A 26,457-nucleotide genomic window follows, 5' to 3' on the forward strand; every position below is an offset into this window, starting at 1 on the left:
AAAATGAAAAATATCATTCTTGTAATTTTGATTGCAAACCTTTTATCGGCTTGTGCATTAGCACCAAAGCTAAAACAGCCTAATGATAGGAACCGTGTGCCTATTAATAAAACAATCCCTGCCGAAATTAAGCGAGGAGACAGATGAAAACAAAACAAGCAAAACCAGTGAAAGCCGAACAACTTAGAAGTTATTATGAAGAAAGCCGTGGCTTAGAACGTGATCTTATAAATGAATTTATAAGGTCGCGTAGAACGGCATGGCGTGTAGCAAGTACTGTTGGTCTTTTTGGCTTATTCGGTATGATATGTGGAGTCGTTGGATTTTCTCAACCAGCTCCAACACCTTTAGTATTGCGCGTTGATAATACGACGGGTGCAGTTGATGTTATCTCAATCATGCGTGAACACGAGACCAGCTATGGTGAAGTTGTAGATAGATATTGGCTAAACCAATATGTGCTTAACCGCGAAACTTACGACTATGATACCATTCAACTGAATTATGACACAACAGCACTTTTAAGTGCGGCATCTGTTCAACAAGAATACTATAAAATCTATGATGGAGAAAATGCACGAGATAAAGTGCTTTCCAACAAAGCACGTATCGCTGTAAAAGTACGATCAATCCAGCCTAATGGGCTTGGTCAAGCAACTGTACGTTTTACAACGCAGCAACATGACAGCAACGGTGCTGCTACTGGACCAAAACAACACCAAATTGCAACAATTGGTTACACCTATGTTGGTGCACCTATGAAATCATCTGATCGATTGCTTAACCCCCTTGGTTTTCAAGTGACAAGTTACCGTTCTGATCCGGAAGTCCTGTTGAATGATTAAGGAATTGATTGTTATGAAAAAACTTGCATTCGTTGTTCTATTGTCTTCGTTTTCTTCTCTTTATACGGTACCTGTGCAGGCGCTCAAAAGCCCATCAAATTCACAATATGATCACCGCATTCGCTATATAACATATAACGAAGCCGATGTGGTTCAAATTGAAACAGTTCTTGGTGTGGCAACACATATTATTCTTGAAGAAGGTGAACAGTATATCACTCATGCCTTTGGCGATTCGGAAGCCTATGCCTTTGCTCATAAAGGGCGGCATATTTTTATTAAACCAAAAGCAGAACTCGCTAATACGAATCTCATCGTTGTAACTGACAAACGGAGTTACAAATTCCGACTACAATTTCGAAATGACCGTGCGGGATCAACATATGAATTAGCTTTCCATTATCCCGATTCAAATGATGAAAAGTCGGAAGAAAACAACCGACGCCTTGCGATTGAGCGTGGTTTTCACCAAAGCGTCAACGGCTATAATCTCAGTTACACCATGAGCGGTCACCAAGATATTGCTCCGATAAATGCTTGGGACAATGGGCGTATTACTTACTTCAAATTTCCCGCTAACATGGATATGCCATCGATTTATGTCGTAGATGCTGAAGGAAATGAAAGCTTAATACCACGCACCGTTATCGGCAGTTCTAATGATATTATCGCCGTTCATAAGGTCAATCCTAAATGGCTCATACGACTTGGTAAACGTGCTCTAGCTGTTTTTAATGAAGCCTATGACCCCAATGGTGTACCAAACACAACAGGGACAGTATCTTCGGTGGTTTATCGTATCAATAAAGGAGGAAAATGATGTTTGACAATAAGGAAGGAGAGGGAAAAAGTACAAAACTCGATAACGTCGAGCAAAAACATATTGAAGGTACCTATGGAGGGTCGGAACTAGGTTCTGAACGTCGTCCAACAATTCCAGGTACCCGTGCATTGTTAATGGTAGGACTTATTGTCATAGTAGCGATACCGATTGCCTTGACTTGGAAAGCTTTTAAAATGCGTAATACTGTGGAAGTTGAGGAAGAAAACCCACAACAAATAGTACAGCAAATTATACCAAACTACGTCCCTCGGATTATAGAAGAGCCAAAGCCTGTAGAAGAAGCAGAGAAATCAACACAAATAGAAGATTCAAGCCTAGATATTCCACCGGCCTTGAGTAAGCTTCTTCAAACAGCCATTCCTCCACATATGCTCCAAGATTCTGAAGAATTAGCACGCAAACGTATGCTTAGTTCTAGCCTTAACAGCGGCGGTAGCGAAGGATCTACAGATACAAGTAATAAAGCATCGAATAATGATAGAGGTAATGGCGCATTATTTGATAACCTTCAGCCCGTGCGTTTAGGTCAATCACATGCGGCGCAACTTCGTAACCGTGACTTTTTGATTACGCAAGGAACGCAAATAGATTGCACGTTAGAAACAAAGATCATTACATCACAACCTGGAATGACGACGTGTCATTTAACACGCGATATTTATTCCACAAGTGGTCGAGTTGTTTTGCTTGACCGTGGTTCTAAAGTCGTTGGTTTTTACCAAAGTGGCATACAACAAGGACAAACGCGTGTGTTTGTTCAGTGGTTACGCATCGAAACACCTTCTGGTGTTGTTGTCAATCTTGACTCACCCGGCACGGGTCCTCTGGGGGAAGCGGGTATTGGTGGATGGGTTGACAGACACTTTTGGGAGAGATTTGGTAGTGCAATTATGGTAAGCATTATCGGTGATTTAGGAGAATGGGTAAGAGGCAAAGTTAGTAAAAGCAGCAAAGAAAATAAAGAGAACTCACAAAATAAAGGTAATCAGAATGCTGAATCTATAGCAATCGATTTTATTCAAAATTCCATCAATATCACACCAACACTTTACAAAAACCAAGGTGAACGAGTAAATATTTTTGTTGCTCGTGATTTGGATTTCAGCAATGTCTACAGTCTTGTCACACGTTAACCCGATACAGAAAGATCAAGCTGTTTCTCAGCTTCTACAACCGCTTGATTGTTTCTTAGAAGATCCCACGATCACTGAATTATCGATTTGCCGCCCCTGTGAAGTATGGACGAAAAGCTTTAAGGGTTGGCAAGTACATAGCGTACCAGAGTTAACAACCAATTTTTTGCAAACGCTCATTACAGCTATTATCGTTTATAACGGTATGGCTCCCAGAAGTATTAATTATGTGCTATTGCCTGGTGGACAACGTGGTACAATCATACAAACGCCAGCTGTCGTTGATGGTGCTCTTTCCTTTGTGATTCGTAAACATTCTCTTATAGTTAAGACGTTAGAAGAACTCAAAGAAGAAGGTGCATTTGATAATTTCTCTGACGTAAGTTTTAACAAACCTTCAAAAAAAGAAGCAAATAACTTGTTATCGAAGCAGGACTTCACAAGGTTGGAACCATTTGAAGTTGAACTCTTGCAACATAAACGTGATGGAAAAATTCTTGAATTTTTACAAGAATGCGTCCTTCATAAACGCAACATTATTATTGCAGGCAAGACAGGATCTGGTAAAACAACATTTGCTCGCTCTTTAATTGAAAAGGTTCCTGTAGAAGAGCGTATTATCACAATTGAAGATGTTCATGAGCTTTTTCTACCCAATCATCCCAATCATGTACATATGATTTATGGTAGCAATGTAGGCCGTGTTTCAGCTGAAGAATGCCTAGATGCGTGTATGCGTCAATCACCCGACCGAATTTTTCTCGCTGAATTGCGAGGCAATGAGGCATGGGAATATCTCAATTCACTCAACACTGGTCATCCCGGATCGATTACAACAACGCATGCCAACAGCGCTTTGCAGACATTTGAGCGATGTGCCACCTTGATTAAAAGATCAGAAGTTGGCCGGCAACTCGAGTTAGAGATGATAAAAATCGTTCTCTATACAACGGTTGACGTAGTGTTGTTCTTTAAAGATAGAAAACTCTCTGAAGTCTTTTACGACCCGATTTTTGCTAAATCAAAAATCGCTTAAAAGGAGCTTCTTCTCTCGATAATATGATGCAAACAATAAATAGCCGTAACCAATTGTTACGGCTATTTATTTAACTTTCCCTATTCTCTTTGCTTCTCCAATGCATTTTCTACACTCTTCATGAATAAAAAAAGAAAAAAGTTAATAGACAACAACTTTACGAGAAAACCAAATTATACATAAGGCTCTCTCTATTCTCTTACCTTTAATCATTTTTTCCATTTATCTTTTGATAAAGGTATGTTTGATGCAAAAAAGAAAAGAATAAATTTTGATTCGCCTATCAATGAAAGCCTCGTAAAATAGGTACTTTTGATCATCACAAATAATTATCGTCATCAAGACCAAAACTTATCGTTTAAAAATTCTAAGTGCTATTTTCAAATGATTAATAAATATGTTTTTTAACCAAACAATCTCCAGATACGGAAAACCTCATATGAAATAAACTATCATTTCGATTTAGTATCCATAAACCACATTCTATTTGGTAATAAAAAGTATAGTGGTATATCAATGTCTTCTTCGAACGAAGAAAGATTCTTAACCTCCGGCTGTTCGTAAACAACCAAATTTCTCTTAAGCAAGCTTTGCTAACCATATCACGTGGCTTATGTCCCCACCCTAAAGACGATATCCATAGACTACACAGGTAAGCTCTACTCTAAATATTCCTGCCCTCTTCTCTGCACCTCAAAAAGCGAAAATTCCTAAAAGCACAGATTTAAAATCCCACTTCTTAAGATGCATCACATTGATTTATAAAGAGTGTTCATTATTTTGCGTGTTAGATAAAAGATCTTAGTACCGTAGGATTCTCTCATTTCAAAGCTGTTTATTAACCAAAACCATGTCTCTTGCACATTCCAAGTAAATAAAGCCGTGTAGAATGAAACTGTATAAAAAAGCACTAAAAATGCCTCTTATAAACCATCCCAAATGCCAAAATGTTCGTAACATTGGGAATTGGCAAAGTGTCTAATGGCGCCCAGCTTGCTCTTTTATGAAGTGTAAAGATAGAGATGCTCTATAAATTTTATATTATTCAACGGGGCTTTACCATTATACCATCCACGAACTCTGTCGTGAAATGAGCTTGGGCACCTTAAAGAAAGGTTTCTTAAAAACAAGTGCGTAAATTGACAAGCCAAGTGTATTTTGTTTGGAGCATTCTGTTTTTGCATAAGGGTTGTGATCTTATTAAAAAACGAGAGAAACAAAAACGTGAAGCAATGAGTAATCTCTATTATTTAAAAGACATTACTCTAGACGTTTTTGAAAGTTATAAAACTGAACTAAAAATAACGGCAAAAATGGAAACTGGTTTGCATCTCTACAGCTTCATATTCTCCCTAAATTAGAAGACTGTATACCGGTTTCAGAGATTACACCAACAGAAAGATACCTAATATTCTTAACTCCCATCTGCTAGATAAAAGCTGCAACAGCAAAAGCTCTTTTAGAAAAACAACGCCATAAAATCATTAATAATCCGGCAATGAGTTGGAGAAATGTTACAGATTTTTATCAAACACTCTGCAAAGCAACAATAATGATACAACTGACTTTGTGTCTGCTTATTCTTACAGGTTTCGTACCCATCTCTTGCATCAATTCGTGAAAATTAAATTGAAGGGGATATATGAACAATTCTTGACTCGAGAATATGAAAGATCTGCATGATACTATAATACTATAAGAGATTTTCACGTACCCTTATGATCAGAAGCATTAAAAATTTTAAAACAAGCACGCTTGTTTTTTCGCAATGATTTCTTTTTTCTGCAACCAGTCGTGGTCCTTATTAACGTGAATTTCCTATCACAATATATAAGAGAGATTAGACTAAAAACCTGTCCATGTAGATTTCACTCTCGTTTACGTAATTGGCTAGCAGACTCCACCTACCACATCTCAAAGGACAAAGCCTCTTAATACGCACTGATCTGCAAATTATTCGCCTCCTCGCCTAGCAGATTTCACCTTCTAACCACTTTAATTACCACGTCCTAAATACGATAATGTTTTACGGCACAACAGAATAAATACCAAAACAATGACCGATTATACCGTTAATACTTGGGCACCTCTCTTTCATGTTAAGAAATATCTTTTATGCTGAAAAATAAAAAACACTTTTACTGCTTAAATAACTTTCTTAAGAAGACATACAAGAAAAAATGAAATACTCTAACATAATAAATAAGATCTAAACCTAGAAATCTCTATTTTTTATAGATAAAACATATAAAATCAAAACCTATGAAACTCATCAAAATACAACATGTTTTCTTTGATAATTGAATTTATTCAACTCAAACGAACCTATAAACATCGCTTATTCCACATTTGCAACACGTGTTTTTAGAATTCTCACTACCGTTTTCTAAATTTTTAGAAAAAACTATAAATTTGATATTTTTTCAAACATCTTATCTGCTCTTTAATGAATTTAAATCTATGACGTTGCAATAATTTTAAATTACTGCCCCCTTAACTGTATGGTCTATCTCTACAATAGATAGGGATTTTACATTCTCCATTTTGAGAACTATAAATTTTGTTTTTTAATGCGATTAACAATCCAATCTTTAAAATAAAAAATATGACCTTTAAATATTTATAATGATTTTATCAAAAATTCCTAATCCCTGAATATTAGCAATGTTTTCGATATTATAATAAATGTGTCGTAAAATGACGAACTGTCATAATGACCACTTCTTTGTATTTCATTTGAATAATTTACATACGTTATAATATTCGTATCAGCATTTATTTTTTGTGCTCTATTTATACAGAGTTATCTTTTTTATAAAAAATGATTAATTGAATCTGCATTAAAATAAAAATTCTGATACGAATTTAATAAAAATAAAAACACATGGCATATTGATTTTATTGTTTTTACATAGAACGCTATTTAAAGTATAGTTTTCCCAAAATACTAATGCCTTTTTAAAGGTAATAATAACTATGGTAACCGCTTCATAGAAGCCAATAAATTTTAGAGATTAAACCTCAAGAGGCACAAAAAACACACATAATTTTCTGTTTTTCTTTTTACTGTTCGTTAATCGGCTAATTTTCAAAGATAACATTCAATTATGAGTTTTCTGCTCAGCCATTGCAAGGATTGCTCCTACAAGGATTGGTTAGTTTTTAGAGATTACTTCGCTTTTAGAATGATTATAGCTACTGCACCCTTATAAACAGCCGATCTTCTTTTAGAGATTTAATTGCTAAAAGGAGATCCAACTTTCTACCTTGCGCTTTATTTTCATCAATCAGTAAATTTTCAAAGGCGGCGTTCAACCATGAGTTTTTTAATTTCAGCAATCGCTTTCGCTGGATTTAATCCCTTTGGACAAGTTTGCGCACAATTCATAATCGTATGGCAACGATAAAGGCGGAAAGGATCTTCTAAATTATCAAGACGTTCACCACACATCTCATCACGTGAATCCGCAATCCAGCGATAAGCTTGAAGCAAAACAGCGGGGCCCAAATAACGATCACCATTCCACCAATAACTTGGACATGAAGTCTGACAACACGCACACAAAATACACTCATAAAGGCCATCGATTTTTTGACGATCGGAGTGACTTTGTAACCATTCTTTTGCAGGTTCAGGAGAAACTGTTTGCAACCAAGGCTCAATAACTCGGTGTTGCGCATAAAAGCGATTCAAGTCAGGAACCAAATCTTTAACAACCGGCATGGAAGGCAAAGGATAGACTTTAATGGGGTGTTTTACATCATCCATCCCTTTGGTACAAGCCAATGTATTGGTTCCATCAATATTCATCGCACATGAACCACAGATGCCCTCACGGCAAGATCGACGAAGTGTCAAAGTTGGATCAATATGGTTTTTAATAAACAAAAGCCCATCAAGAATCATTGGACCACAAGCAGAACGATCTACATAATAAGTATCCAGACGAGGATTATTCTCATCATCAGGCGACCAACGGTAAACCTGAAATTCTGTCAGCTTTGTCGCACCTTCAGGTTTAGGCCAAACCTTCCCCGGTTTTACTTGAGAGTTTTTGGGAAGCTTAATTTGTACCATAATTCGTGTCTCCCCTTAATAAACCCGTTTTTTAGGTGCAATGCGCTTTAAATCGATCCCACCATCAGCTTCAGATGTTAACGGGTCCACATGAACAGGTCGATATGATAACGTCACCTTACCTTCTTTTGACAAATGTGAAAGCGTATGTTTACGCCAATTTTTATCATCACGTTCCGGATAATCTTCACGAGCATGAGCGCCACGGCTTTCTAAACGGGCTTGTGCAGAATGAACAGTCGTGATTGCATTCGCCATGAGATTTTCAAGCTCTAACGTTTCAACCAAATCAGAATTCCATATCAACGAGCGATCTGTAACTTTGAGGTCAGACAATTCCCCCCAGATTTTATTCATCCGTTGACATCCTTGTTGTAAAGAATCTTCTGTACGGAACACTGCCGCATCTTCTTGCATCGTACGTTGCATTTTTTCACGCAATAGAGCAGTCGGTATCGCCCCTTGTGCAAAACGTAAACGATCAAAACGCGCTATAATTTCGTCAACAGCTTCTTCATTGATGGGTGGAATTTCTGCATTCCGATCAATAACTTCACCTGCGCGAATGGCAGCAGCACGACCAAACACCACAAGATCAATTAATGAATTTGACCCCAAGCGATTAGCCCCATGAACAGAAGCACATCCTGCTTCTCCTACCGCCATCAGCCCTGGTTGAATACGATCAGGCGAATCAGCCGTTGGGTTGAGAACTTCTCCGTAGTAATTGGTAGGAATCCCACCCATATTATAATGAACCGTTGGCAAGATAGGGATAGGCTCTTTTGTTACATCCACACCCGCAAAAATCCGTGCTGATTCCGAAATTCCCGGTAAACGCTCGTGCAAGATTGCAGGATCAATATGGTTGAGAACCAAATGAATATGGTCCTTCTTAGGTCCAACACCACGTCCTTCACGAATTTCAAGTGTGATACAACGCGAAACCAAGTCACGTGAAGCCAAATCCTTAAAGGAGGGTGCATAGCGCTCCATAAAGCGTTCACCTTCAGAATTGATTAAATAGCCTCCTTCACCACGAGCTCCTTCTGTAATTAAGCAGCCAGAACCGTAAATCCCTGTAGGATGAAATTGCACAAACTCCATATCCTGAAGTGGCAATCCAGCACGTGCGATCATTCCACCACCATCACCTGTACAGGTATGCGCCGATGTCGCGGAAAAATAAGCCCGTCCATAACCACCGGTTGCAAGAACAACCATTTTGGCAGAAAAACGATGTATTGTACCATCATCGAGATTCCATGCCACAACCCCCGTACAAACCCCATCCGTCATGATGAGATCGAGTGCAAAATATTCAATAAAAAATTGCGCATTATGCTTTAAGCTTTGTCCATAAAGCGTATGCAAAATGGCATGGCCTGTACGATCAGCTGCTGCACAAGTACGCTGAACAGGTGGACCTTCACCAAATTGTGTCGTATGTCCACCAAACGGACGTTGATAAATTTTGCCTTCTTGCGTCCGCGAAAAAGGAACGCCATAATGTTCTAATTCGTAGACAGCAGCAGGTGCATTACGCACCAAATACTCCATTGCATCGGTATCACCCAACCAATCAGAACCTTTCACGGTATCATATAAATGCCACTGCCAATTGTCAGGTCCCATATTTGAAAGCGATGCAGCAATCCCCCCTTGTGCTGCAACCGTGTGCGAGCGAGTTGGAAAAACCTTCGTGATACAAGCTGTCTTTAATCCTTGTTCCGCCATACCAAGCGTTGCACGTAATCCTGCACCACCTGCCCCAACAACAACAACATCAAATTTATGATCTACAGTGCGATAAGGGGCGTTACCTGCTTTAGCGCCCAGAGATGATCCTGTACCCGCCATACTTGTTTAACCCCCTAATGCAATTTTCAAAAGAGAAAAAATAATGATACCACCTATGAGAAAACAAAATGAAATATTTAACGTCAAAAAGAATATCCGGAAACCTTCACGTGGAATATAATCTTCAATCACCACCTGCATACCAAGTTTCATATAATAAAGGACCGAAAAAGTCATCAATCCCATCAAAATAGCAACAATAGGATGTGCAAGTCTTGCACGCACAATGCTATAGTCCTTTCCCACAAGCGAAAGAATAAGAACAATAAAAAATATCAAAAGTGGTAGATTGATAAACCCTGTCAAACGTTCTAGCCAAAAATGCTCTGTTCCTTCATGAGCACTGCCACGCCCCCGTACTTTTCCAAGTTCCGTTCGAAAATCTTTTTTCATATCTCTTTTCACCCCCAGCTAAACAACGGTATATCCAATAATCCAAATCGCAAAAGTAACAATAAGAGAAATAAATACTGTCGCCCAAGCAGTGACTGTTGCCTTTTCTTTTGCCAAAAGGCAAGGCTTCAGATCCCAAACAATGTGGCGAACACCACCAACCATGTGATGAACCCCTGCCAAAGTATAAAGAAACAAGATACACAATCCAAACCAAGAACTATAAATCTCGTGAACCGTTCTGAATGCCTCCTCCCCACACGCAATAGCAATTAACCAAACAGCAAGAAAGACCATTCCAACATAAAGTGCTATACCTGTAATGCGATGCGCAATGGACATAGCCATAGTAATTGTCCAACGATAAATACTTATATGAGGGGAACGAGGGCGCTCTTTTATCCTAGTTGTCTCTGTCATAAAATATCCTGACCTGGTTTTTACTGCAACCGCAATGAACGAGAAAATTCGCATAAAACGACTAAATATATTATCTCGTTTTTACTTGTTTGGCATCTTAAGATACCAATATTACAGGTCGGTTGTCTCAAATAACGGATTAAAGGTCACGCATAAAAAAAACCGATTGCTCCACGGATATAATCCGCAAAACTTGCTTTAATCTAATACAATTTTATCTTCACGTCAAAGGTCTAACATCTTTTCTCAAATATAAAATAGGAATTTTTCCAGATTAAACCTATCTTTTTGAGGATCCACGATATATGCAACGATATCTTAAATTAACCCCATGATTAAGAATAAAACGAGGCAAAAATGATAGATTAAACATTTTTATGTCCCCTCTAAGCCTTTTAAAAGACAAAACGAATCACGAAAGACACAAATAAGCGGCATAAAAGCCGCTTTTGCATAAAGTTTAGCCGATATAATCTCTACTCAGCAACTTGCTTTTCAACATCTGTGCTTACAGCTGCTGCTTCTACTTTCTCAACAACCTTTTCAGCTTTTTTCCGATAATCTCTCTTTTCAGCGATACGCGCAGCTTTACCTCTCAAACCACGAAGATAATAGAGTTTTGCACGGCGCACTTTACCACGGCGCACCAGCTCAACACCTTCAATCAACGGAGAATAAACAGGAAATACCCGTTCCACCCCTTCACCATAAGAAATCTTGCGTACTGTAAAGGTCTCATTCAACCCACCGCCTGAACGGGCAATACAAACACCTTCATAAGCCTGAACACGCGTCCGCGTACCTTCCGTCACACGCACCATGACACGGACTGTATCTCCTGGCTGAAAGGCTGGAAATTGGCGCTTTTCTTCAATTTTTGCACATTGTTCAGCTTCAAGTTGTGCGATAATATTCATTTCTTTTATCCTTCATGTTCTTTATCAAACAGTCAGAGCGCTCAACTCTTACCAAAAAAGCCTTTATTAAGAATAAGGAGCTCTTTAGGCTATGCCTTACACAGGAGCGAATACACCATTCCTTCATTTTAATTCTGGAACTACAGAAAACCTTTTATAAAAAACTCTCTAAAAAGAGAGCCATGCAATACACCACCTTATCATATGAATCAAGTTTTCTGATGATTTTTATCATAACGCGCATAAAGATCAGGGCGACGTTGACGTGTTAACAATTCGGCTTGACTTTGACGCCAATCTGCGATCGCTTTGTGATGACCTGAGAGCAACACAGGCGGAATACCCCGCCCTTCGAAAAGAGAAGGACGTGTATATTGCGGATGTTCCAGCAAGCCATTTTCAAAACTTTCACTCTTCGCAGAAGCTGCATTTCCCATCACTCCAGGCAGAAGACGTATAACAGCATCTAAGATAACCAATGCGGCTGTTTCACCCCCTGAAAGAATATAATCACCAATAGAGACTTCTTCTAATTCTCGCGCTTCTATGACTCGCTCATCAACCCCTTCAAAACGTCCACAAACTAACGTTACACCCCTATCACGAGCCAAGCTATGCGCATAAGCTTGGTCAAAAGGGCGCCCACGTGGACTCATCAACAATCTTGGCGAATCCTGTGGACAACAGTCAAGAGCAGCCGCCAATACATCCGCCCGCATCACCATACCAGCCCCCCCACCAGCAGGTGTATCATCAACGCTATGATGTTTATCCAAAGCAAAATCCCTAATCTGCACCGTCTCCAGTGACCAAATTCCGCGCTCTAAAGCCTGCCCTGCTAAAGAATACCCTAAAAGACCAGGAAACATTTCAGGATAAAGGGTTAAAACGCGCGCCTGAAACTTCATTTTATTTCTCATCCTTATTTTCTTAAACAGACTTTCAATAGTAAAAAGAGCACAAACAAAATATTTAACGCTATAGCGTTAAATTGAATCTCCTTGATATGGCCATATTTAATACGATCCTTCTAAATACTTGCACTAAAAAAGACTCTAAAAATTCAGGACTATCTCGAGATAAAGTGCTTAAAATATCCGCTCAAAAGTGCATTTTTAATATTTCCACACTTTCCACTTTTTATTGACGAAATTCGTCTGTTATTTTTTACCTTCATCTTTATTTTTAGATTCAAGCTATTTCCTTTTTATCATTGTCTCCCCCATCACTTAAACCAGCTGCCATGGGATCAACAACAAGAAAACCAGAATCCATACAAATTTCTGGTACCGCCGCCTTACTAAAGGGAATAAGAACTTTTTTACCCGTATTCAAACGTATTTCAAGCAAATCACCAGCCCCGAAATTAAAGAAACCACACACTTCACCTAAGATTTTTCCCCCACAATCTTGAACACACAAGCCTATTAAATCAACTTGATAAAACTCATCCTCCATCAAATCATCAATTAATTGATCACGCGTCACATAAAGGCGAATACCTTTTAAAGACTCAGCCGCATTACGATTTTCTACCCCTTTAAAATGTACAATCGCCTTATTTTTTTGTATGCGAAGAGTTACAATTTCATAAGAACGCCCCATATCATCATAAAGAGTGCTGTAAGACTTGAAACGCTGTGGCTCAGCACTTAGAATTTTAACAAAAACATCTCCTTTTATACCATGAGGCATACCAATAATGGCAAGATAGACTTTATTTTTAAGCTTTTCTTTATTATACTTCATGAAAAAGATATTATCTCTCAAAAATGAACCCTTCAATCTTATAGTTTTCTATTCAATCTTGTTGCCATATGAGACAATCTTCTAAAAGACCTTTCTTGGTAACAAAAACAAATTAATAAAGGAGAAAGTCTTATGGCAAATATTATGCTATTTTACAAAGATATCACGCCAATCAACAAAGTTTCCCATAAAAATCTAAAATTTGCTCCTCCAAGTGATATGTCTTTTGCCAAGGATACTCACTGGGTTCCTTTAGCAAGTACTGAGTATTTTCAAGCAGCACTAGACTATCCTATTTTATTTATGTGCGCCGAAGATGAACAAAAAAAACGGCACTACACATCCGCGGCTCTTGTCGGTCTTTCTAATGACGAAAATGACTATATCGCTTCTGATAAAAGTTGGAAAACCAATACTTATGTCCCTGCTTTTGTCCGTCGCTATCCTTTTGTTCTAGCACAAATTAGTAATGAAAAAGAACTTTCTGTTTGCTTTGATCAACAGTCAGGTATGTTTAATGAAGTTGCAGGAACAGAACTTTTTAATTCCGACGGCTCTATTTCTCCTTTTATGGAAGAACGTATTCGTTTTCTTGAAAGTTTTAAAATAGCCATGGAGAAAACCTCTGAGTTTATTGATGCTCTTGTGGAAATGGATCTTCTAAGCCAAAAATCCATCAATGTGAAAAACGATAAAGGTCTCTCAGCGCAGTTGGAACATTTTTGGGTTGTTGATGAAGAAAAATTGAATAAATTATCAGCAAGCCAACTTGCTAAACTTCATAAAAATGGCTTTTTAGGATTAATTTTTGCGCATTTGATGTCAACGCACAATCTCTTGAAAATACTCTCTCTCAAAGGTGAAAAGCAGATTATCAATCGTGAAGAGGAACCCCAAAACAAGAATGGTCATTCTAACGATGAAAAATCTAAAAAGAAAGAAACCCTCAACTAGATAATGCCTATCAAAAACGACAAGAGAAAAGATAAAAATATTCCTCTCATTCCAGCAGACCATGCAATTTTAAACGCAAGGAAAAATTGGTTAGAGTGTCTCATCCAAACACGTCGTATGTCGGCACAAACAGTGCAAGCCTATGAACGTGATACGCGGCAATTTTTGTCTTTTCTCTGTCAACACTTAAGCCATATACCAACCCTTACAGATCTTGCTCATTTACGCATCAGTGACTTGCGTGCTTATCTTGCTTATCGGCGTACAAACAATGTAAGTGCTCGCTCTTTAAGCCGCGGAGTGGCAGGCATACGTTCTTTTTTCAAGTACCTATCACGCGAAGGTATCGTCAATGTTCCCGCGGCTCAACTTATCCGAAGCCCCAAACACCCAAGATCGCTCCCAAAACCTTTAGCGATCAAATCAGCACTTCACATAGTCAAACAAGAAAACCAACTAGAAAATGAACCTTGGATTAGTGCTCGTAATGCGGCTGTCCTCATGCTTCTCTATGGCTGTGGAATGCGAATATCAGAAGCCTTAAGCCTCACACCAGAACAATTTTCTGATCCTGAAAAAACAAGTTTATTTATCACAGGAAAAGGCGGCAAAACACGCCTTGTTCCTCTCATAAAAATTGTTTACGAAGCTGTACAAAATTATCTCAAATGTTGCCCATATCCTTTAAGAGATAACCAACCCATATTTCGCGGAGTGCGAGGCGGTCCTCTACAACCCGCCATTATTCAGAAAACTGTACGCAACTTACGAGCAAGCCTTGGTTTACCAGAAACTGCAACGCCTCACACACTGCGCCATTCTTTTGCCACCCATCTTTTATCACGGGGGGGAGATTTGCGCACGATTCAAGAACTTCTTGGGCACGCTAGTCTTTCCACCACACAAATCTATACCCATGTCGATACAGACCATTTGTTAAAAATTTATCAAAAGGCCCATCCCCGTTCCTAAAAACGTCTCATCAAAAAAATTAGAGTGTCTCAACCTCAAGCGCCAAAGCATGGACACAAGTAGCTAACTCTTCTTGTAAAACTTTATAAATCGCTCGATGTATTTCTACGCGTGTCATATTGGAAAAAGAAGAAGATAAAATTTTCACTCGAAAATGTGTTTCTCCTTTACCATCAAAAGCATGTTCATTATGACGATGCCCCTCATGAAGATGACTTTCGTTAATCACTTCAAGCTTTTGCGGATGAAAAGCATCCTGAAGCTTTCTCTTTATTATTGTTTCTATAAACATTTTTCATTCCTCAAACAAAATGAACGTGCAAAAGTACCCCTTTTTCATAATAAAATTAAGTGTGAAAACAAATTTTTTAAAAGTCAATTCTTGTAAAATTAATCAATTTTGCATAAACCAAGGATATGACAATAACATCTAAATTATTCGATTCAATTCGCATAAGCTCAAATAAAAAACAAAAAGCTGAGCCAGAAGCGCAACAGTGCCAGTGGGAAGGTTGTGAAAAAACAGGGTCCCATAAAGCACCCGCAGGTCGAAATCACGAAGGACAATATTTATATTTCTGTATTGAACACGTACGCGCCTATAATAAAAATTTTAATTACTTCTCTGGTCTTAGCAATAAAGATATCGCAAAATTTCAAAAGGATGCTCTCACAGGACATCGTCCGACATGGCCTACAGATCTGAGCAATGGTACATCGAGAAAAACAGCCGCTAATTATGCAAAGATTCGCTCTGGAACAGCTGCCTATCAAAATCGCATGCGCGATCCCTTCACGCTTCTCACTGAGCGGCATTCAAGCAATAATTTCTCACGAAAATTAAAGCCCTTAGAAGCAAAAGCTTTTGATACACTGGGTCTACAGGCAAACGCTTCAGCAGAAGACATCAAAATGAAATATAAAGAGTTGGTAAAAAAGCACCATCCCGATTCCAATGGTGGTAATCGTGCTTCAGAAGAGCGCTTTCGTGATGTTTTACATGCTTATAATTTGCTAAAAAAGTCTGGTTTGTGCTAAAAATACGCGCTTGTATGAGCCTATTTTCATTTAGACCACCATTATTTGCGCAAGATATTATTTTTTGCAAAACATTATAGAATACGTAAAAATCTTCCTTCAATATCTAAGGCTTTCATTATAGAGCATTGCATAAATACTCTAACTCTTGTATCGTTTCTAATGAATAAATAGCGTCCTCTCCCTTCCAGAAACACAATGACAAATCTTAACCTTGAAAATTTGCCCGATATTACACTTTGTGCTCGCGATCTATTTCATATTGAAACAGATCTGAAAGTCCCTGCTTTTAGCACAAAAACCCCCCATGTCCCTGATATCGATCCCGATTATCTTTTTGATCAGCAAACAACTTTAGCGATTCTCGCAGGTTTTACCTTTAACCGTCGTGTAATGGTTTCTGGCTATCACGGTACAGGGAAATCAACACATATTGAACAAGTTGCTGCACGCCTCAACTGGCCTTGTGTCCGCATTAATCTCGATAGTCATGTAAGTCGTATCGATCTTGTAGGAAAAGACGCTATCGTTTTAAAAGATGGCTTACAAATCACTGAATTTAAAGAAGGCATTTTGCCATGGGCTTATCAAAATAATATTGCTCTTGTTTTCGACGAATATGACGCGGGGCGTCCCGATGTTATGTTTGTCATCCAGCGCGTTCTTGAAACCTCTGGAAAACTAAGCTTACTTGATCAAAGCCGTGTCATCTCTCCACATCCAGCCTTTCGTCTTTTTGCAACAGCAAACACCATTGGTCTTGGTGATACAACCGGTCTCTATCATGGTACCCAACAGATCAATCAAGCTCAAATGGACCGTTGGTCTATTGTTACAATACTCAATTATTTACCCCATGATAAAGAGGTTAATATCATTTGTTCAAAGGTCAAATCTTTTCAAACGGCTGAGGGGAAAAAGACAATTTCACAAATGGTTCATGTTGCTGATATGGTACGCCAATCTTTTATCAATGGAGATCTTTCAACTGTCATGAGTCCACGTACCGTCATTACTTGGGCAGAAAATACAACAATTTTTCAAGATGTCGGCTTTGCCTTCCGATTAACCTTTCTCAATAAATGTGATGAACTCGAACGTGCCACTGTTGCAGAATTTTATCAACGCGCCTTTGGACAAGAGCTTCCCGAATCACTCATTCATGGTGTTTCGCCTTAAGGAATCTGTCACTCATGGCTACCGATATTGGCGACAACAAAAATCTGGCAAAGGACTCTTCCAAAAACACTCTTAATGCTGAAGCTTTAAAAAAAGCACTTTCCACCTGTATGCGTGCAATTGCAGGCACAAAAAACCTTGAAGTTTCCTTTAGTCATAACCGACCATCTTTAAGCGAAAGTTGTGCGCGTTTACCAGAATTACCTCAATACGCAACGAATAAAGACATCACCATTACCCGCGGATTAGGTGATTCCATGGCTCTACGCAAAGCATGGCATGATAACCGCATTCACATGCAATTTGCTCCACTAGAATCAGAAGCACGTGCTGTCTTTGATGCCCTCGAACAAACACGTGTCGAAGCAATTGGCACTTTAGCCATGGAGGGGCTTGCAAAAAATCTTGATGTCATGCTCGCCGATAAATACAAAAGAGCCCATTATCATAAAATTAGCAACCAAAGTGAAGCCCCCATCCAAGAAGCGATTGCACTTTTATTGCGTGAAAAAATAACAAAGCGCACAGCTCCAAGAGAAGCAGGTCCTGTCTTAGAATTGTGGCGTCAAGAACTCGAACAAAAAGCAGCAGCAGAACTCGATGAACTCACTCATCATATTTACAACCAACAAGCTTTTGCACAGATTGTTCGCCAGATGCTTGCTACACTCAAAATGACAGTGCAACAAGCTGAAGCTTCTAACAGTGAAAACAATAAAAAATTAAAAAACGAATGTGAACCTCAAGACCAAGAAGAAGAAGAGAGTAAAAACAAAAAACACGCTCAAAGTGAAAAACAAACCAGCACTGAACAAGAAAGTGATGTGCAAGACGACGGAAAAACACAAGCGACACAATCAAACAACAATGATCAAGCTGACGGCGAGCAAAAAAATGGACCTTGGCAAGAAAAGCCGAGCAGACCCAAACGCCTTTTTTCCGATTCGGAACAAATGGAAAGACTTGGCAATTATAAAATCTTCACCCGTCAATTTGATGAAATTTTGGAAGCAACAGATTTTTGTTCTGAAAACGAGTTAGATCACTTACGCCGTTATCTTGATAAGCAAATCAATCATCTTCAAAACATCGTTGGACGTTTAGCAAACCGTCTCCAGCGCCGCTTGATGGCGCAACAAAATCGCAACTGGAGCTTTGACCTTGAAGAAGGATATCTTGATCCAGCACGGCTTCCACGTCTAATTATTGATCCCATGCAACCCCTTTCTTTTAAAATGGAAAGCAACACCAAATTTCGGGACACGGTTGTTTCACTTCTCATTGATAATTCTGGCTCAATGCGCGGACGCCCCATTAGCGTTGCCGCAAGCTGTGCTGATATTTTGGCACAAACTCTTGAACGTTGTAGTGTCAAAGTTGAAATTTTAGGTTTTACCACTAAAACTTGGAAAGGAGGAAAATCGCGAGAACAATGGCTTACCCAAAACAAATCCCACAATCCTGGACGCCTCAATGATTTATGCCATATCATCTATAAAAGTGCTGATACCCCATGGCGTCGCGCACGACGCAATTTAGGTTTGATGATGCAAGAAGGATTATTAAAAGAAAATATCGACGGAGAAGCTTTAATTTGGGCTCATCAACGTCTTTTATCGCGGCGTGAACAACGTCGCATCCTCATGGTCATTTCTGATGGTGCTCCTGTTGATGATTCGACACTATCGGTCAACTCCAGCAATTATCTAGAAAAACACTTACGCGCAGTGATTCAAGAAATCCAAACACACTCCCCCATCGAACTCATTGCCATTGGAATTGGTCATGACGTCACACGTTATTATCAACGTGCTGTAACAATTATGAATGCTGAAGAACTTGCCGACGCCATAACAAAACAATTAGAAATACTTTTTAGTGATAAAAAGCCTCATATTCATAAGAAATAAATCTGCCTTGAAACAGCCAACAGCTACATTTTAAAAAATTATCTCTATCATTAAACCATCGGCATTAAACCATCAGAATTTGATGACTAACAACCTGAGAAGATAATCCCACAAATTGAATATCGAACTTTAAAGAAGCTTCTACTTTACTGGATGCATTATGAATTCTAAAAGAAGTACTCCAACCATCTTCAAAAATTATAACGAGTTTGTTTTTACTTTCTGGTTTTAGTGCAACTGATAAAATTTTGCTTGGAATTTTCCATTTACGACCATATCCCAGAGTGCCATTCAAATTAAAAGACTGAATAATAACCCGTTTTTGTTTAGATCTTGTATCTATCATAATCTTATAAAATCATAAGAACCTATAACATACTGAAACAATAACTTCACAAATTTATCTTGATAATCTAAACAAAGCCTTTGAAGTTCTTTAGAAAAAGCTTCTAGGATTGGAAGATAAACTCTGCTGTCTTTATTCTCTATATCTCTAAAGAACATCTTCTTATCTCTGAGCTCTGCTAAATAATCAAAAATAGGTTTAATTTCATTAAAATAAACGCTGCTACAAGAATAACCTGTCCATTCTTTACCAAAATCTATTTTACTGGAAAGGCGAGGATGTTTGATAGCGCTATGATTATGTTTTGCAGAAATACCAATGTGATTTTCAGGAACTTTTAAAATAATATCACGGACATCTCCTTTGATCCCAACAGAATCTTCCTGAAGAACAATAGTTTTCGTGTTTCTAATATTTTTATCATGTAACTGTAAGAAATATGATTATGTTTTGCAGAAATACCAATGTGATTTTCAGGAACTTTTAAAATAATATCACGGACATCTCCTTTGATCCCAACAGAATCTTCCTGAAGAACAATAGTTTTCGTGTTTCTAATATTTTTATCATGTAACTGTAAGAAAACAGCTGCTTCAATAGAAGCAAGATTTAAAAGCCTTTTTTCAGTATCATTAAATAAATTATAAAAAGACTCCGCTATTTGAAAGGACGAGTTAAATTCTATAGAAGCCTTTGTCGCTTTTTTAAAACCCATGACAAAGCAATTCAAAGGCTTTTCCATTTTCTATCTGATTCATGCAATTTCCTAAAAATCCTTACTCAAAATTACGAGTTCATTTGATTTTTTATTGTTTCCCATACCGTAAGTCCATTCAGGATTTAAGTATTGTATGTCCTTTATAAAGTTCTCCAACTTCCACACAATCATTATAAGATAAAACCCATCTGTGATGCTTTCTCAAAAGTTCAGCAAGAGCTTGATGATCAAAAGAATGATGTTTATCGCCTTTTTGACCGTAAAGTTTTTGATTAATAAGATATGGAGGATCACAATAAAGAAAATCGTTAAAGTGTTTAGGAATACTTTCTGTAAAATCTCTGTGTTCCACTGTAAAATTTTCAATCTTAAAATCTTTAAGCCGTTCAATAGAACGATAATTGAATCGGGAGTGTCCTGGAGACATACCGCCAGAAAGTGTTGTTCCGGAAAAAGAAGAGCGATTAAGAGTAAGAAAAAACGGCAGCAATCTCTAATTGATTTTTAATATTCCCAAAAGTTTTTTGGAGATTATAAAACATTGCGGGAGTCATATCTTCATATTCTCTCACTTTTTATGCAAGAGCTGAAGCATCTCTCTAAAGTATCTGCCCCAAAATAGCATGCAGCTTAAAAGCATCATAAGCATAAACCCTTGTTCCTCTTTTTGCTAAGGTTAATTCAATTGAACCACCTCCTACAAAAGGAGAACATAAAGTTTTCCGTTTCCTTATATAGTTATTAATAATCATAGGAACAGCACGACTTTTCCCTCGGATAACGAAGAGGTGATTTGACAATGGGTAACTCCCTAGTCTCTCTCTGTTTTTTCAAGGAAGTTAATACCAAATTATCAAATAAAGCCTCTGTATGATCTCTTTGATTTATCATTTTGTTCATACTATCAGCTCCAAGTATCGCATTTTCTAACCTACAATTATCTAAAATAAATACTCGAAGCGTTTGCCAAATTCTACAGAGATCGCATTATAACAAATGATAAATTCATTAACATATCTGCACAAACGTTTGTTCCTAAAATAATGATAAATACCAGTATTAAAACCGTCAAAAAGGACTTGATACCATTGGTATTTATTTTTCTATTTATATACTACCCAAATGTATATCGAAATGTTTTTTCCTTTATAAGAACCAAGTTTCTTATAACTCAAATAATCATAAGGAAGAAATCACAATTCTTAACAAGACATTTTGGGTCCTTTATAAGAGCTTTATTATCTGTTTTTAATACTGATAAGATGCCTTTATCTCATACTGAATCAGTCAAAACCGCTTCCCTACACATTATAAGTATAGATGATGTATGGATAAACACCACTTGAGAAAAGAATCAAAATACTTCTTATAAATCCGCTCAAATTCTGCCCTTAGAGGACATAACGCCCCCCTCTTCTTTAGCAAAACAAAAGAACAAAGATCATTATTTGTTACAAACAAAAGAAGAATCATCCTTTGAATGACTTTGATAAAGAGGAAGCTTTACAATATTAAGAATTGTTCCATAAGGAATCAACATAAACAGGCTCATAATAATTTTTACCGAAAAATCACCAAAAGCAAGCGAGAGCCAAACTGGCATGCCTACCCCTCCCAAAACAGTACTCTCCACCAGTGAACTATCAGCATAGCCTGTTATCTTATCAAGAACAGCAAAAGAGCTAGAAAAAGCAAGAGCAAAAAACAGCACTGTATCCAAAGCCGAACCAACCAACGCTGCTGCTAAAGGTGCTTTCCACCATGTTTTACGTCGCAAAGGAGTAAAAACAACAATATCAAGGAGTTGCCCAAATAAAAATGCAAAACTAGAAGCAAGTGCAAGCCGTGGTGTTGCCAATATCCAAGAAACAAAGACGCCCGCAAAAAAACCAGCATAAACCACACGCCGCGCAGCAGATGGACCATAAAAACGATTGGTCAAATCATTGATCAGAAAAGCAAATGGATAGGTAAAAGCCCCATAAGTCAACAGCTCATTTAAATCAAACCAATAGACAGGATATTGAACAAAAATATTAGAAGCAGTGACAGCAAGGCACATTGCTAAAATAGAAAAAACAATATACCTCTTCTTTTGCTGTTCTCGTAAAAGACTGCTTGGGGGCATTTTTTCAACCTAGAATACGGAACCAATAAAATAAAACAATCAACCTGAAAAAACTTAACTTCCAGAACAGAAAACCGGAATGAAAGCGTCAATAAACCAAAAAGAATGGCGCTAACAATTACGCTGCTTGTTCAGCCTTTTGCCCATCTTCTTGCTCAGCTTTTTTCTTAATGATTTGTCGTTTTAGCAAACGCGCACGTTGCGACAACTCTTTATCGTCTGCTTTGACCAAAAAAGCATCAAGGCCCCCACGATGCTCAACAGAACGCAACGCATTTGCTGAAATGCGCAAGCGGTAACTTTGCTGTAACACTTCTGAAATCAATGTCACATTGCAAAGATTTGGTAAAAAACGACGCCGAGTCTTATTATTTGCATGGCTAACATTATTACCATACAGAACCGTCTTCCCTGTCAATTCACATGCACGAGACATAAACTTCACCCTTAAACTCTAAGAAACTTTCAAATCCCCATACCCAAAAGACACAATGAACGCAAAAAACGCACAATGCAACCTTGAACGGGCATCATTGGGAAGTCTCTTTCTAATAGGGGGTCGACAACAAAAGGTCAAGTCTTTTATAAAACCTTTTTCATCTCTTACGGGCTTATTCTTCATCTTTTTTCTCAATTAAGGCGTGCAAATTCTGCCAAAAAGCGTACAAAACGTTTTTTTTAAATACATACTATGTTAGAATAAAAACCTATTGTCCCGAAAGGAAGCATAAATCATGAGCAAAAAAGAGCCTCCCATGACAAAGCTTCAGGGAAAATCTTGCTGTTTTTCTTCTTTTTTGTTTGGAACTTTATGTATTTGTTTTTTTCTTCTCTTCAGCGCATTAGGTATATGGCAAGTACAACGGTTAAACTGGAAAACAAATCTTATCACCAGTGCCAATCAGCGCATTCATTTGCCCCCCATAAAAGCCCCCCTAAAAAATCAATGGTCAGATATTACTTTTGAAAAAAATGAATATCAACCTGTTGTTATCACAGGAAAATTTTTAACAGACAAAAATATTTTAGTCACTGCAGCCGCTCAAAATACTACAGGCTATTGGGTTTTGACTCCTTTACAAACTGCTGATAATACACTGATTTTTATCAACCGTGGCTTTATCCCCATGGATGAACGTAACAATTTTCAAAACTCAGAGCAATCGTATACAAATGCCTCATCTCAGCGAAATTCGACCACGGACACAGAACAAACAACGATTATAGGTTTATTGCGCATGAGTGAAAAAAATGGTTTTTTCCCACGTAAAAATAATCCTGACAAAAATTTATGGTATACGCGCGATCTCCCCGCTATGGCACAAAAACTTGGTTTGTCCACTGTTGCCCCTTATTTCATTGATGCCAGAAAAACATCTCCACAAGCAAACCTTCCCGTCACTGGTCTTACGATTATCCATTTTCGAAATAATCATCTCGTTTATGCAATCACGTGGTTTATTTTAGCGGCTGGTGTATTAGGAGCTTTTCTTTTTCTGCTACGGCAAAAAAACTAAAAAAGACCTCTTCCATCTCAAGTAACAAAAATTTTTAAAATCTTGAAAACTGATAAAGAGAATAAACGCTACTAACTTGCGCCTTTGTTAAATAAAGATCATAGGCGAACAATGGATCTTTATACCGTCCACACAAAAAATTTACGCGATACTCTTCAAAAAAATCATCATAAAACGAGGATTAATTCATTAAAAATGTAATACACAAAAATGTGAAGCAATACATTATCTCCACTCTATAAAAAATTCACTCTTAAAAACATTGTCATAAAAGCTTTTGAAAAACATAAAGCCAAATTTAAAAATGATAGGAAGGATAGGCACTCATTTTTGCCTTTATAATTTGATATTCCTGCCTCATTAGATTGTTTCCCATTTCAGAGATTACTCCAATTGATATACGCAATACTTTCGCCTTCATCTAGTATAAAAGCTAATATAGCAGAGAATATACGGAAGCATTTTTTGTTTCAAAACTGCTATGAAGATAAGATGTTGAGTTATAAGCAACAAAAAAACATTTAATGTCTCGATGAGACTTTTATACCTATCACCACACCTTAAATAAGAGGTTTTTACAGGATAATAAAAAAAGATGAATCATCCTATATTCTAAAAAGACAGTTTATCCTTTCAGTGTATTTTGCTAAAGGCTTATGCTATAAATATATAAGCTTCTTTTGCTAGAATTTTAACTCTTTCATTTTTAAGGCTTCTGTTATGGGTGTTGTTGCCAAAAATTTTCCCATACCTGATCTTCATCGGGTTCGTCGTGTTCTCTTTTCTGTGTCTGATAAAACGGGTGTGGTTGCTTTTGCACAAGCCCTTCACGCTACTTACAATGTTGAATTGATCTCAACAGGAGGAACAGCCAAAACCCTCATAGCTGCTGGTTTACCCGTAAAAGATGTTGCTGAAGTTACCGGATTTCCTGAAATAATGGATGGGCGTGTGAAAACACTCCATCCTTTGATTCATGGTGCTTTATTAGGGGTAAGAGAAGATCCTAGCCATAGAGAAGCTATGGAAAAGAACAACATTCATGGAATTGATCTTTTGGTGGTGAATCTTTATCCGTTTGAAGAGACGATCCTATCGGGAGCCGATAGGCAAACAATTCTTGAAAATATTGATATCGGTGGACCGGCGATGATTCGCGCCGCGGCAAAAAATTATGCTTATACTGGTGTTGTAACAGCGATAAAAGATTATGATTCGATTCTAGCTGAATTAAAGCAGCATAATGGATGTTTAAGCTTATCTATGCGTCATCAGCTAGCAATGCGCGCTTATGCACACACCGCTGCCTATGATACGGCAATAGCATCGTGGTTTGCACAGGATTTAAAAATTGAAATTCCATCGTGGCAGAGTTTTTCTGGTCATCTTGAAAGTGTTATGCGCTATGGGGAAAATCCACATCAACAGGCAGCATTTTATCGCAATAATGAAAAACGTTTTGGTATTGCAACAGCAAAACTTTTACAAGGCAAAGCACTTTCTTATAACAATCTGAATGACACAGATGCAGCCTTTGAGCTTGTGGCAGAATTTGATCCGCAAAAAACCGCTGCTGTCGCTCTTATTAAACATGCCAATCCTTGTGGTGTTGCGGAAGGAGAAAATTTGAAAGAAGCTTATTTGAAAGCTCTTATGTGTGATAATGTATCGGCATTTGGTGGAATTGTTGCTTTAAATCAAACCCTTGATGAAGAATGTGCTGAAGAGATTGTTAAAATTTTCACAGAAGTGATTATTGCTCCTGATGCCACAATGGCGGCACGTGAAATTATCGCCAAGAAAAAAAATCTTCGTTTGCTCATTACAGGTGGAGTTCCTGATCCACGCTGTGGAGGACTTCTTGCGAAAACACTTGCAGGAGGAATTTTAGTGCAATCACGTGATAACGTGGTGGTTGATGATCTTAAATTGCAAGTAGTGACAAAGCGGGCACCAACTCAAGATGAAATGCGTGATCTTCAATTTGCTTTTCGTGTAGCAAAACACGTTAAATCAAATGCTATTGTGTACGCAAAAAATAGCGCAACAGTTGGAATTGGAGCCGGACAAATGAGCCGCATCGATTCAGCAAAAATTGCTGCAAGTAAAGCAGCAGAAAGTGCTCAAAGAGCCGGCTTAACAGAACCCCTCACAAAAGGATCAGTTGTTGCATCAGATGCATTTTTTCCTTTTGCAGATGGTTTATTAGCAGCAGCTGAAGCAGGGGCAACAGCAGTTATTCAACCAGGAGGCTCCATGCGTGATGAAGAAGTTATCACTGCTGCTGATGCGCAGGGTTTAGCAATGGTTTTTACAGGAACACGACACTTCCGACATTAATAGTTTTGCTGATTCCCTCTTCATATGAGACAAATATTTCAAGGAATTTTTCATAATCATCGTATGACTATTGATAACTG

25 protein-coding genes and 1 pseudogene are annotated in these 26,457 nt (G+C 38.0%); 12 read left to right on the forward strand and 14 right to left on the reverse strand.

From position 1 onward, the window contains the following. The first annotated feature begins 3 nt into the window (after positions 1-3). From ACFIK6_RS00005 to virB11, 5 genes are read left to right on the forward strand one after another with little or no spacing between them, the layout of a single operon-like run. A complete protein-coding gene (locus ACFIK6_RS00005; protein ID WP_015857026.1) occupies positions 4-147 on the forward strand; it encodes a hypothetical protein in 144 nt (47 codons plus the stop codon). Further along, positions 144-845, forward strand: a complete 702-nt coding sequence (locus ACFIK6_RS00010) for a virB8 family protein (RefSeq protein WP_375641128.1) — start codon at positions 144-146, stop codon at positions 843-845. Before ACFIK6_RS00005 ends, ACFIK6_RS00010 begins: the two co-directional genes overlap by 4 nt. A gap of 13 nt (positions 846-858) precedes the next feature. Next, positions 859-1,665, forward strand: coding sequence for a P-type conjugative transfer protein VirB9 (gene virB9, locus ACFIK6_RS00015; RefSeq protein WP_375606008.1), 807 nt, complete (start codon positions 859-861; stop codon positions 1,663-1,665). After that, positions 1,665-2,822, forward strand: a complete 1,158-nt coding sequence (virB10, locus tag ACFIK6_RS00020) for a type IV secretion system protein VirB10 (RefSeq protein ID WP_375641130.1) — start codon at positions 1,665-1,667, stop codon at positions 2,820-2,822. The genes virB9 and virB10 overlap by 1 nt, the downstream gene beginning before the upstream one ends. Further along, positions 2,797-3,858, forward strand: a complete 1,062-nt coding sequence (gene virB11 / locus ACFIK6_RS00025; RefSeq protein ID WP_375641132.1) for a P-type DNA transfer ATPase VirB11 — start codon at positions 2,797-2,799, stop codon at positions 3,856-3,858. The genes virB10 and virB11 overlap by 26 nt, the downstream gene beginning before the upstream one ends. A 3,298-nt stretch (positions 3,859-7,156) precedes the next feature. Here the strand turns inward: virB11 and ACFIK6_RS00030 are convergent. The 7 genes from ACFIK6_RS00030 to rimM form a co-directional block, all read right to left on the reverse strand. After that, positions 7,157-7,936 (reverse strand): succinate dehydrogenase iron-sulfur subunit, encoded by a 780-nt coding sequence (locus ACFIK6_RS00030; protein ID WP_375641134.1) that lies wholly within the window; start codon positions 7,934-7,936, stop codon positions 7,157-7,159. A gap of 15 nt (positions 7,937-7,951) precedes the next feature. Beyond that, positions 7,952-9,796, reverse strand: a complete 1,845-nt coding sequence (gene sdhA, locus ACFIK6_RS00035; RefSeq protein ID WP_375626304.1) for a succinate dehydrogenase flavoprotein subunit — start codon at positions 9,794-9,796, stop codon at positions 7,952-7,954. Positions 9,797-9,802: 6 nt separating this feature from the next. Continuing rightward, entirely contained in the window at positions 9,803-10,189 is a 387-nt protein-coding gene (gene sdhD, locus ACFIK6_RS00040; protein ID WP_375625992.1) for a succinate dehydrogenase, hydrophobic membrane anchor protein, read from the reverse strand. An 18-nt stretch (positions 10,190-10,207) separates the two neighbouring features. Beyond that, positions 10,208-10,609, reverse strand: coding sequence for a succinate dehydrogenase, cytochrome b556 subunit (gene sdhC, locus ACFIK6_RS00045; RefSeq protein WP_375656931.1), 402 nt, complete (start codon positions 10,607-10,609; stop codon positions 10,208-10,210). 476 nt (positions 10,610-11,085) lie between these two features. Then, positions 11,086-11,526: a 50S ribosomal protein L19 gene (rplS, locus tag ACFIK6_RS00050; protein WP_375635295.1), complete on the reverse strand. Its 441-nt coding sequence runs from the start codon at positions 11,524-11,526 to the stop codon at positions 11,086-11,088. Between the two features lie 209 nt (positions 11,527-11,735). Continuing rightward, on the reverse strand, positions 11,736-12,434 hold the full coding sequence (gene trmD, locus ACFIK6_RS00055; protein WP_375641136.1) for a tRNA (guanosine(37)-N1)-methyltransferase TrmD: 699 nt from the start codon (positions 12,432-12,434) through the stop codon (positions 11,736-11,738). Between the two features lie 283 nt (positions 12,435-12,717). Continuing rightward, positions 12,718-13,275, reverse strand: a complete 558-nt coding sequence (gene rimM, locus ACFIK6_RS00060; RefSeq protein WP_375641138.1) for a ribosome maturation factor RimM — start codon at positions 13,273-13,275, stop codon at positions 12,718-12,720. A 132-nt stretch (positions 13,276-13,407) separates the two neighbouring features. Here rimM and ACFIK6_RS00065 point away from each other — a divergent pair, with 132 nt between their 5' ends. Both ACFIK6_RS00065 and ACFIK6_RS00070 read left to right on the forward strand, forming a co-directional pair. Beyond that, complete coding sequence (locus tag ACFIK6_RS00065; RefSeq protein WP_273723284.1) at positions 13,408-14,229, forward strand: SapC family protein; 822 nt, start codon at positions 13,408-13,410, stop codon at positions 14,227-14,229. A gap of 3 nt (positions 14,230-14,232) precedes the next feature. Next, positions 14,233-15,201, forward strand: coding sequence for a tyrosine recombinase XerC (locus ACFIK6_RS00070; protein ID WP_375641140.1), 969 nt, complete (start codon positions 14,233-14,235; stop codon positions 15,199-15,201). Between the two features lie 19 nt (positions 15,202-15,220). On the opposite strand, the gene ACFIK6_RS00075 is transcribed toward ACFIK6_RS00070, so the two are convergent. Beyond that, the gene (locus tag ACFIK6_RS00075) at positions 15,221-15,493 is read right to left on the reverse strand and encodes a BolA family transcriptional regulator (RefSeq protein ID WP_273723281.1); all 273 of its coding nucleotides are present in this window, start codon (positions 15,491-15,493) and stop codon (positions 15,221-15,223) included. Positions 15,494-15,618: 125 nt separating this feature from the next. Here ACFIK6_RS00075 and ACFIK6_RS00080 point away from each other — a divergent pair, with 125 nt between their 5' ends. The 3 genes from ACFIK6_RS00080 (at position 15,619) to cobT (ending at position 19,328) form a co-directional block, all read left to right on the forward strand. Continuing rightward, positions 15,619-16,239, forward strand: coding sequence for a J domain-containing protein (locus ACFIK6_RS00080; RefSeq protein WP_375641142.1), 621 nt, complete (start codon positions 15,619-15,621; stop codon positions 16,237-16,239). Positions 16,240-16,437: 198 nt separating this feature from the next. Continuing rightward, positions 16,438-17,418 carry a cobaltochelatase subunit CobS gene (gene cobS, locus ACFIK6_RS00085; RefSeq protein ID WP_375641144.1) on the forward strand — a complete coding sequence of 327 codons (981 nt, stop codon included), beginning with the start codon at positions 16,438-16,440 and terminating at the stop codon, positions 17,416-17,418. A gap of 14 nt (positions 17,419-17,432) precedes the next feature. Then, positions 17,433-19,328, forward strand: a complete 1,896-nt coding sequence (cobT, locus tag ACFIK6_RS00090; protein ID WP_375656930.1) for a cobaltochelatase subunit CobT — start codon at positions 17,433-17,435, stop codon at positions 19,326-19,328. A 64-nt stretch (positions 19,329-19,392) separates the two neighbouring features. On the opposite strand, the pseudogene ACFIK6_RS00095 reads toward cobT, so the two are convergent. The 6 genes and pseudogenes from ACFIK6_RS00095 to rpmB form a co-directional block, all read right to left on the reverse strand. Next, positions 19,393-20,087: pseudogene (locus ACFIK6_RS00095) on the reverse strand (HaeIII family restriction endonuclease). Further along, on the reverse strand, positions 20,012-20,416 hold the full coding sequence (locus tag ACFIK6_RS00100) for a HaeIII family restriction endonuclease (RefSeq protein ID WP_375677256.1): 405 nt from the start codon (positions 20,414-20,416) through the stop codon (positions 20,012-20,014). Before ACFIK6_RS00100 ends, ACFIK6_RS00095 begins: the two are co-directional and overlap by 76 nt. Before the next feature lie 91 nt (positions 20,417-20,507). Continuing rightward, positions 20,508-20,882, reverse strand: a complete 375-nt coding sequence (locus ACFIK6_RS00105; RefSeq protein WP_375641150.1) for a DNA adenine methylase — start codon at positions 20,880-20,882, stop codon at positions 20,508-20,510. Positions 20,883-20,991: 109 nt separating this feature from the next. Next, positions 20,992-21,192 carry a DNA adenine methylase gene (locus ACFIK6_RS00110; protein ID WP_375641152.1) on the reverse strand — a complete coding sequence of 67 codons (201 nt, stop codon included), beginning with the start codon at positions 21,190-21,192 and terminating at the stop codon, positions 20,992-20,994. 644 nt (positions 21,193-21,836) lie between these two features. Continuing rightward, positions 21,837-22,520 carry a VUT family protein gene (locus ACFIK6_RS00115; RefSeq protein WP_375656929.1) on the reverse strand — a complete coding sequence of 228 codons (684 nt, stop codon included), beginning with the start codon at positions 22,518-22,520 and terminating at the stop codon, positions 21,837-21,839. 118 nt (positions 22,521-22,638) lie between these two features. Continuing rightward, a complete protein-coding gene (rpmB, locus tag ACFIK6_RS00120; protein WP_375656928.1) occupies positions 22,639-22,956 on the reverse strand; it encodes a 50S ribosomal protein L28 in 318 nt (105 codons plus the stop codon). 298 nt (positions 22,957-23,254) lie between these two features. Here rpmB and ACFIK6_RS00125 point away from each other — a divergent pair, with 298 nt between their 5' ends. Both ACFIK6_RS00125 and purH read left to right on the forward strand, forming a co-directional pair. Then, entirely contained in the window at positions 23,255-24,037 is a 783-nt protein-coding gene (locus tag ACFIK6_RS00125; RefSeq protein ID WP_375677257.1) for an SURF1 family protein, read from the forward strand. A gap of 720 nt (positions 24,038-24,757) precedes the next feature. Continuing rightward, complete coding sequence (purH, locus tag ACFIK6_RS00130) at positions 24,758-26,377, forward strand: bifunctional phosphoribosylaminoimidazolecarboxamide formyltransferase/IMP cyclohydrolase (protein ID WP_375677258.1); 1,620 nt, start codon at positions 24,758-24,760, stop codon at positions 26,375-26,377. The last annotated feature ends 80 nt before the right edge of the window (positions 26,378-26,457 follow it).

It is taken from the genome of Bartonella sp. AS69XJJH (assembly GCF_042195585.1).
Lineage (GTDB): Bacteria > Pseudomonadota > Alphaproteobacteria > Rhizobiales > Rhizobiaceae > Bartonella.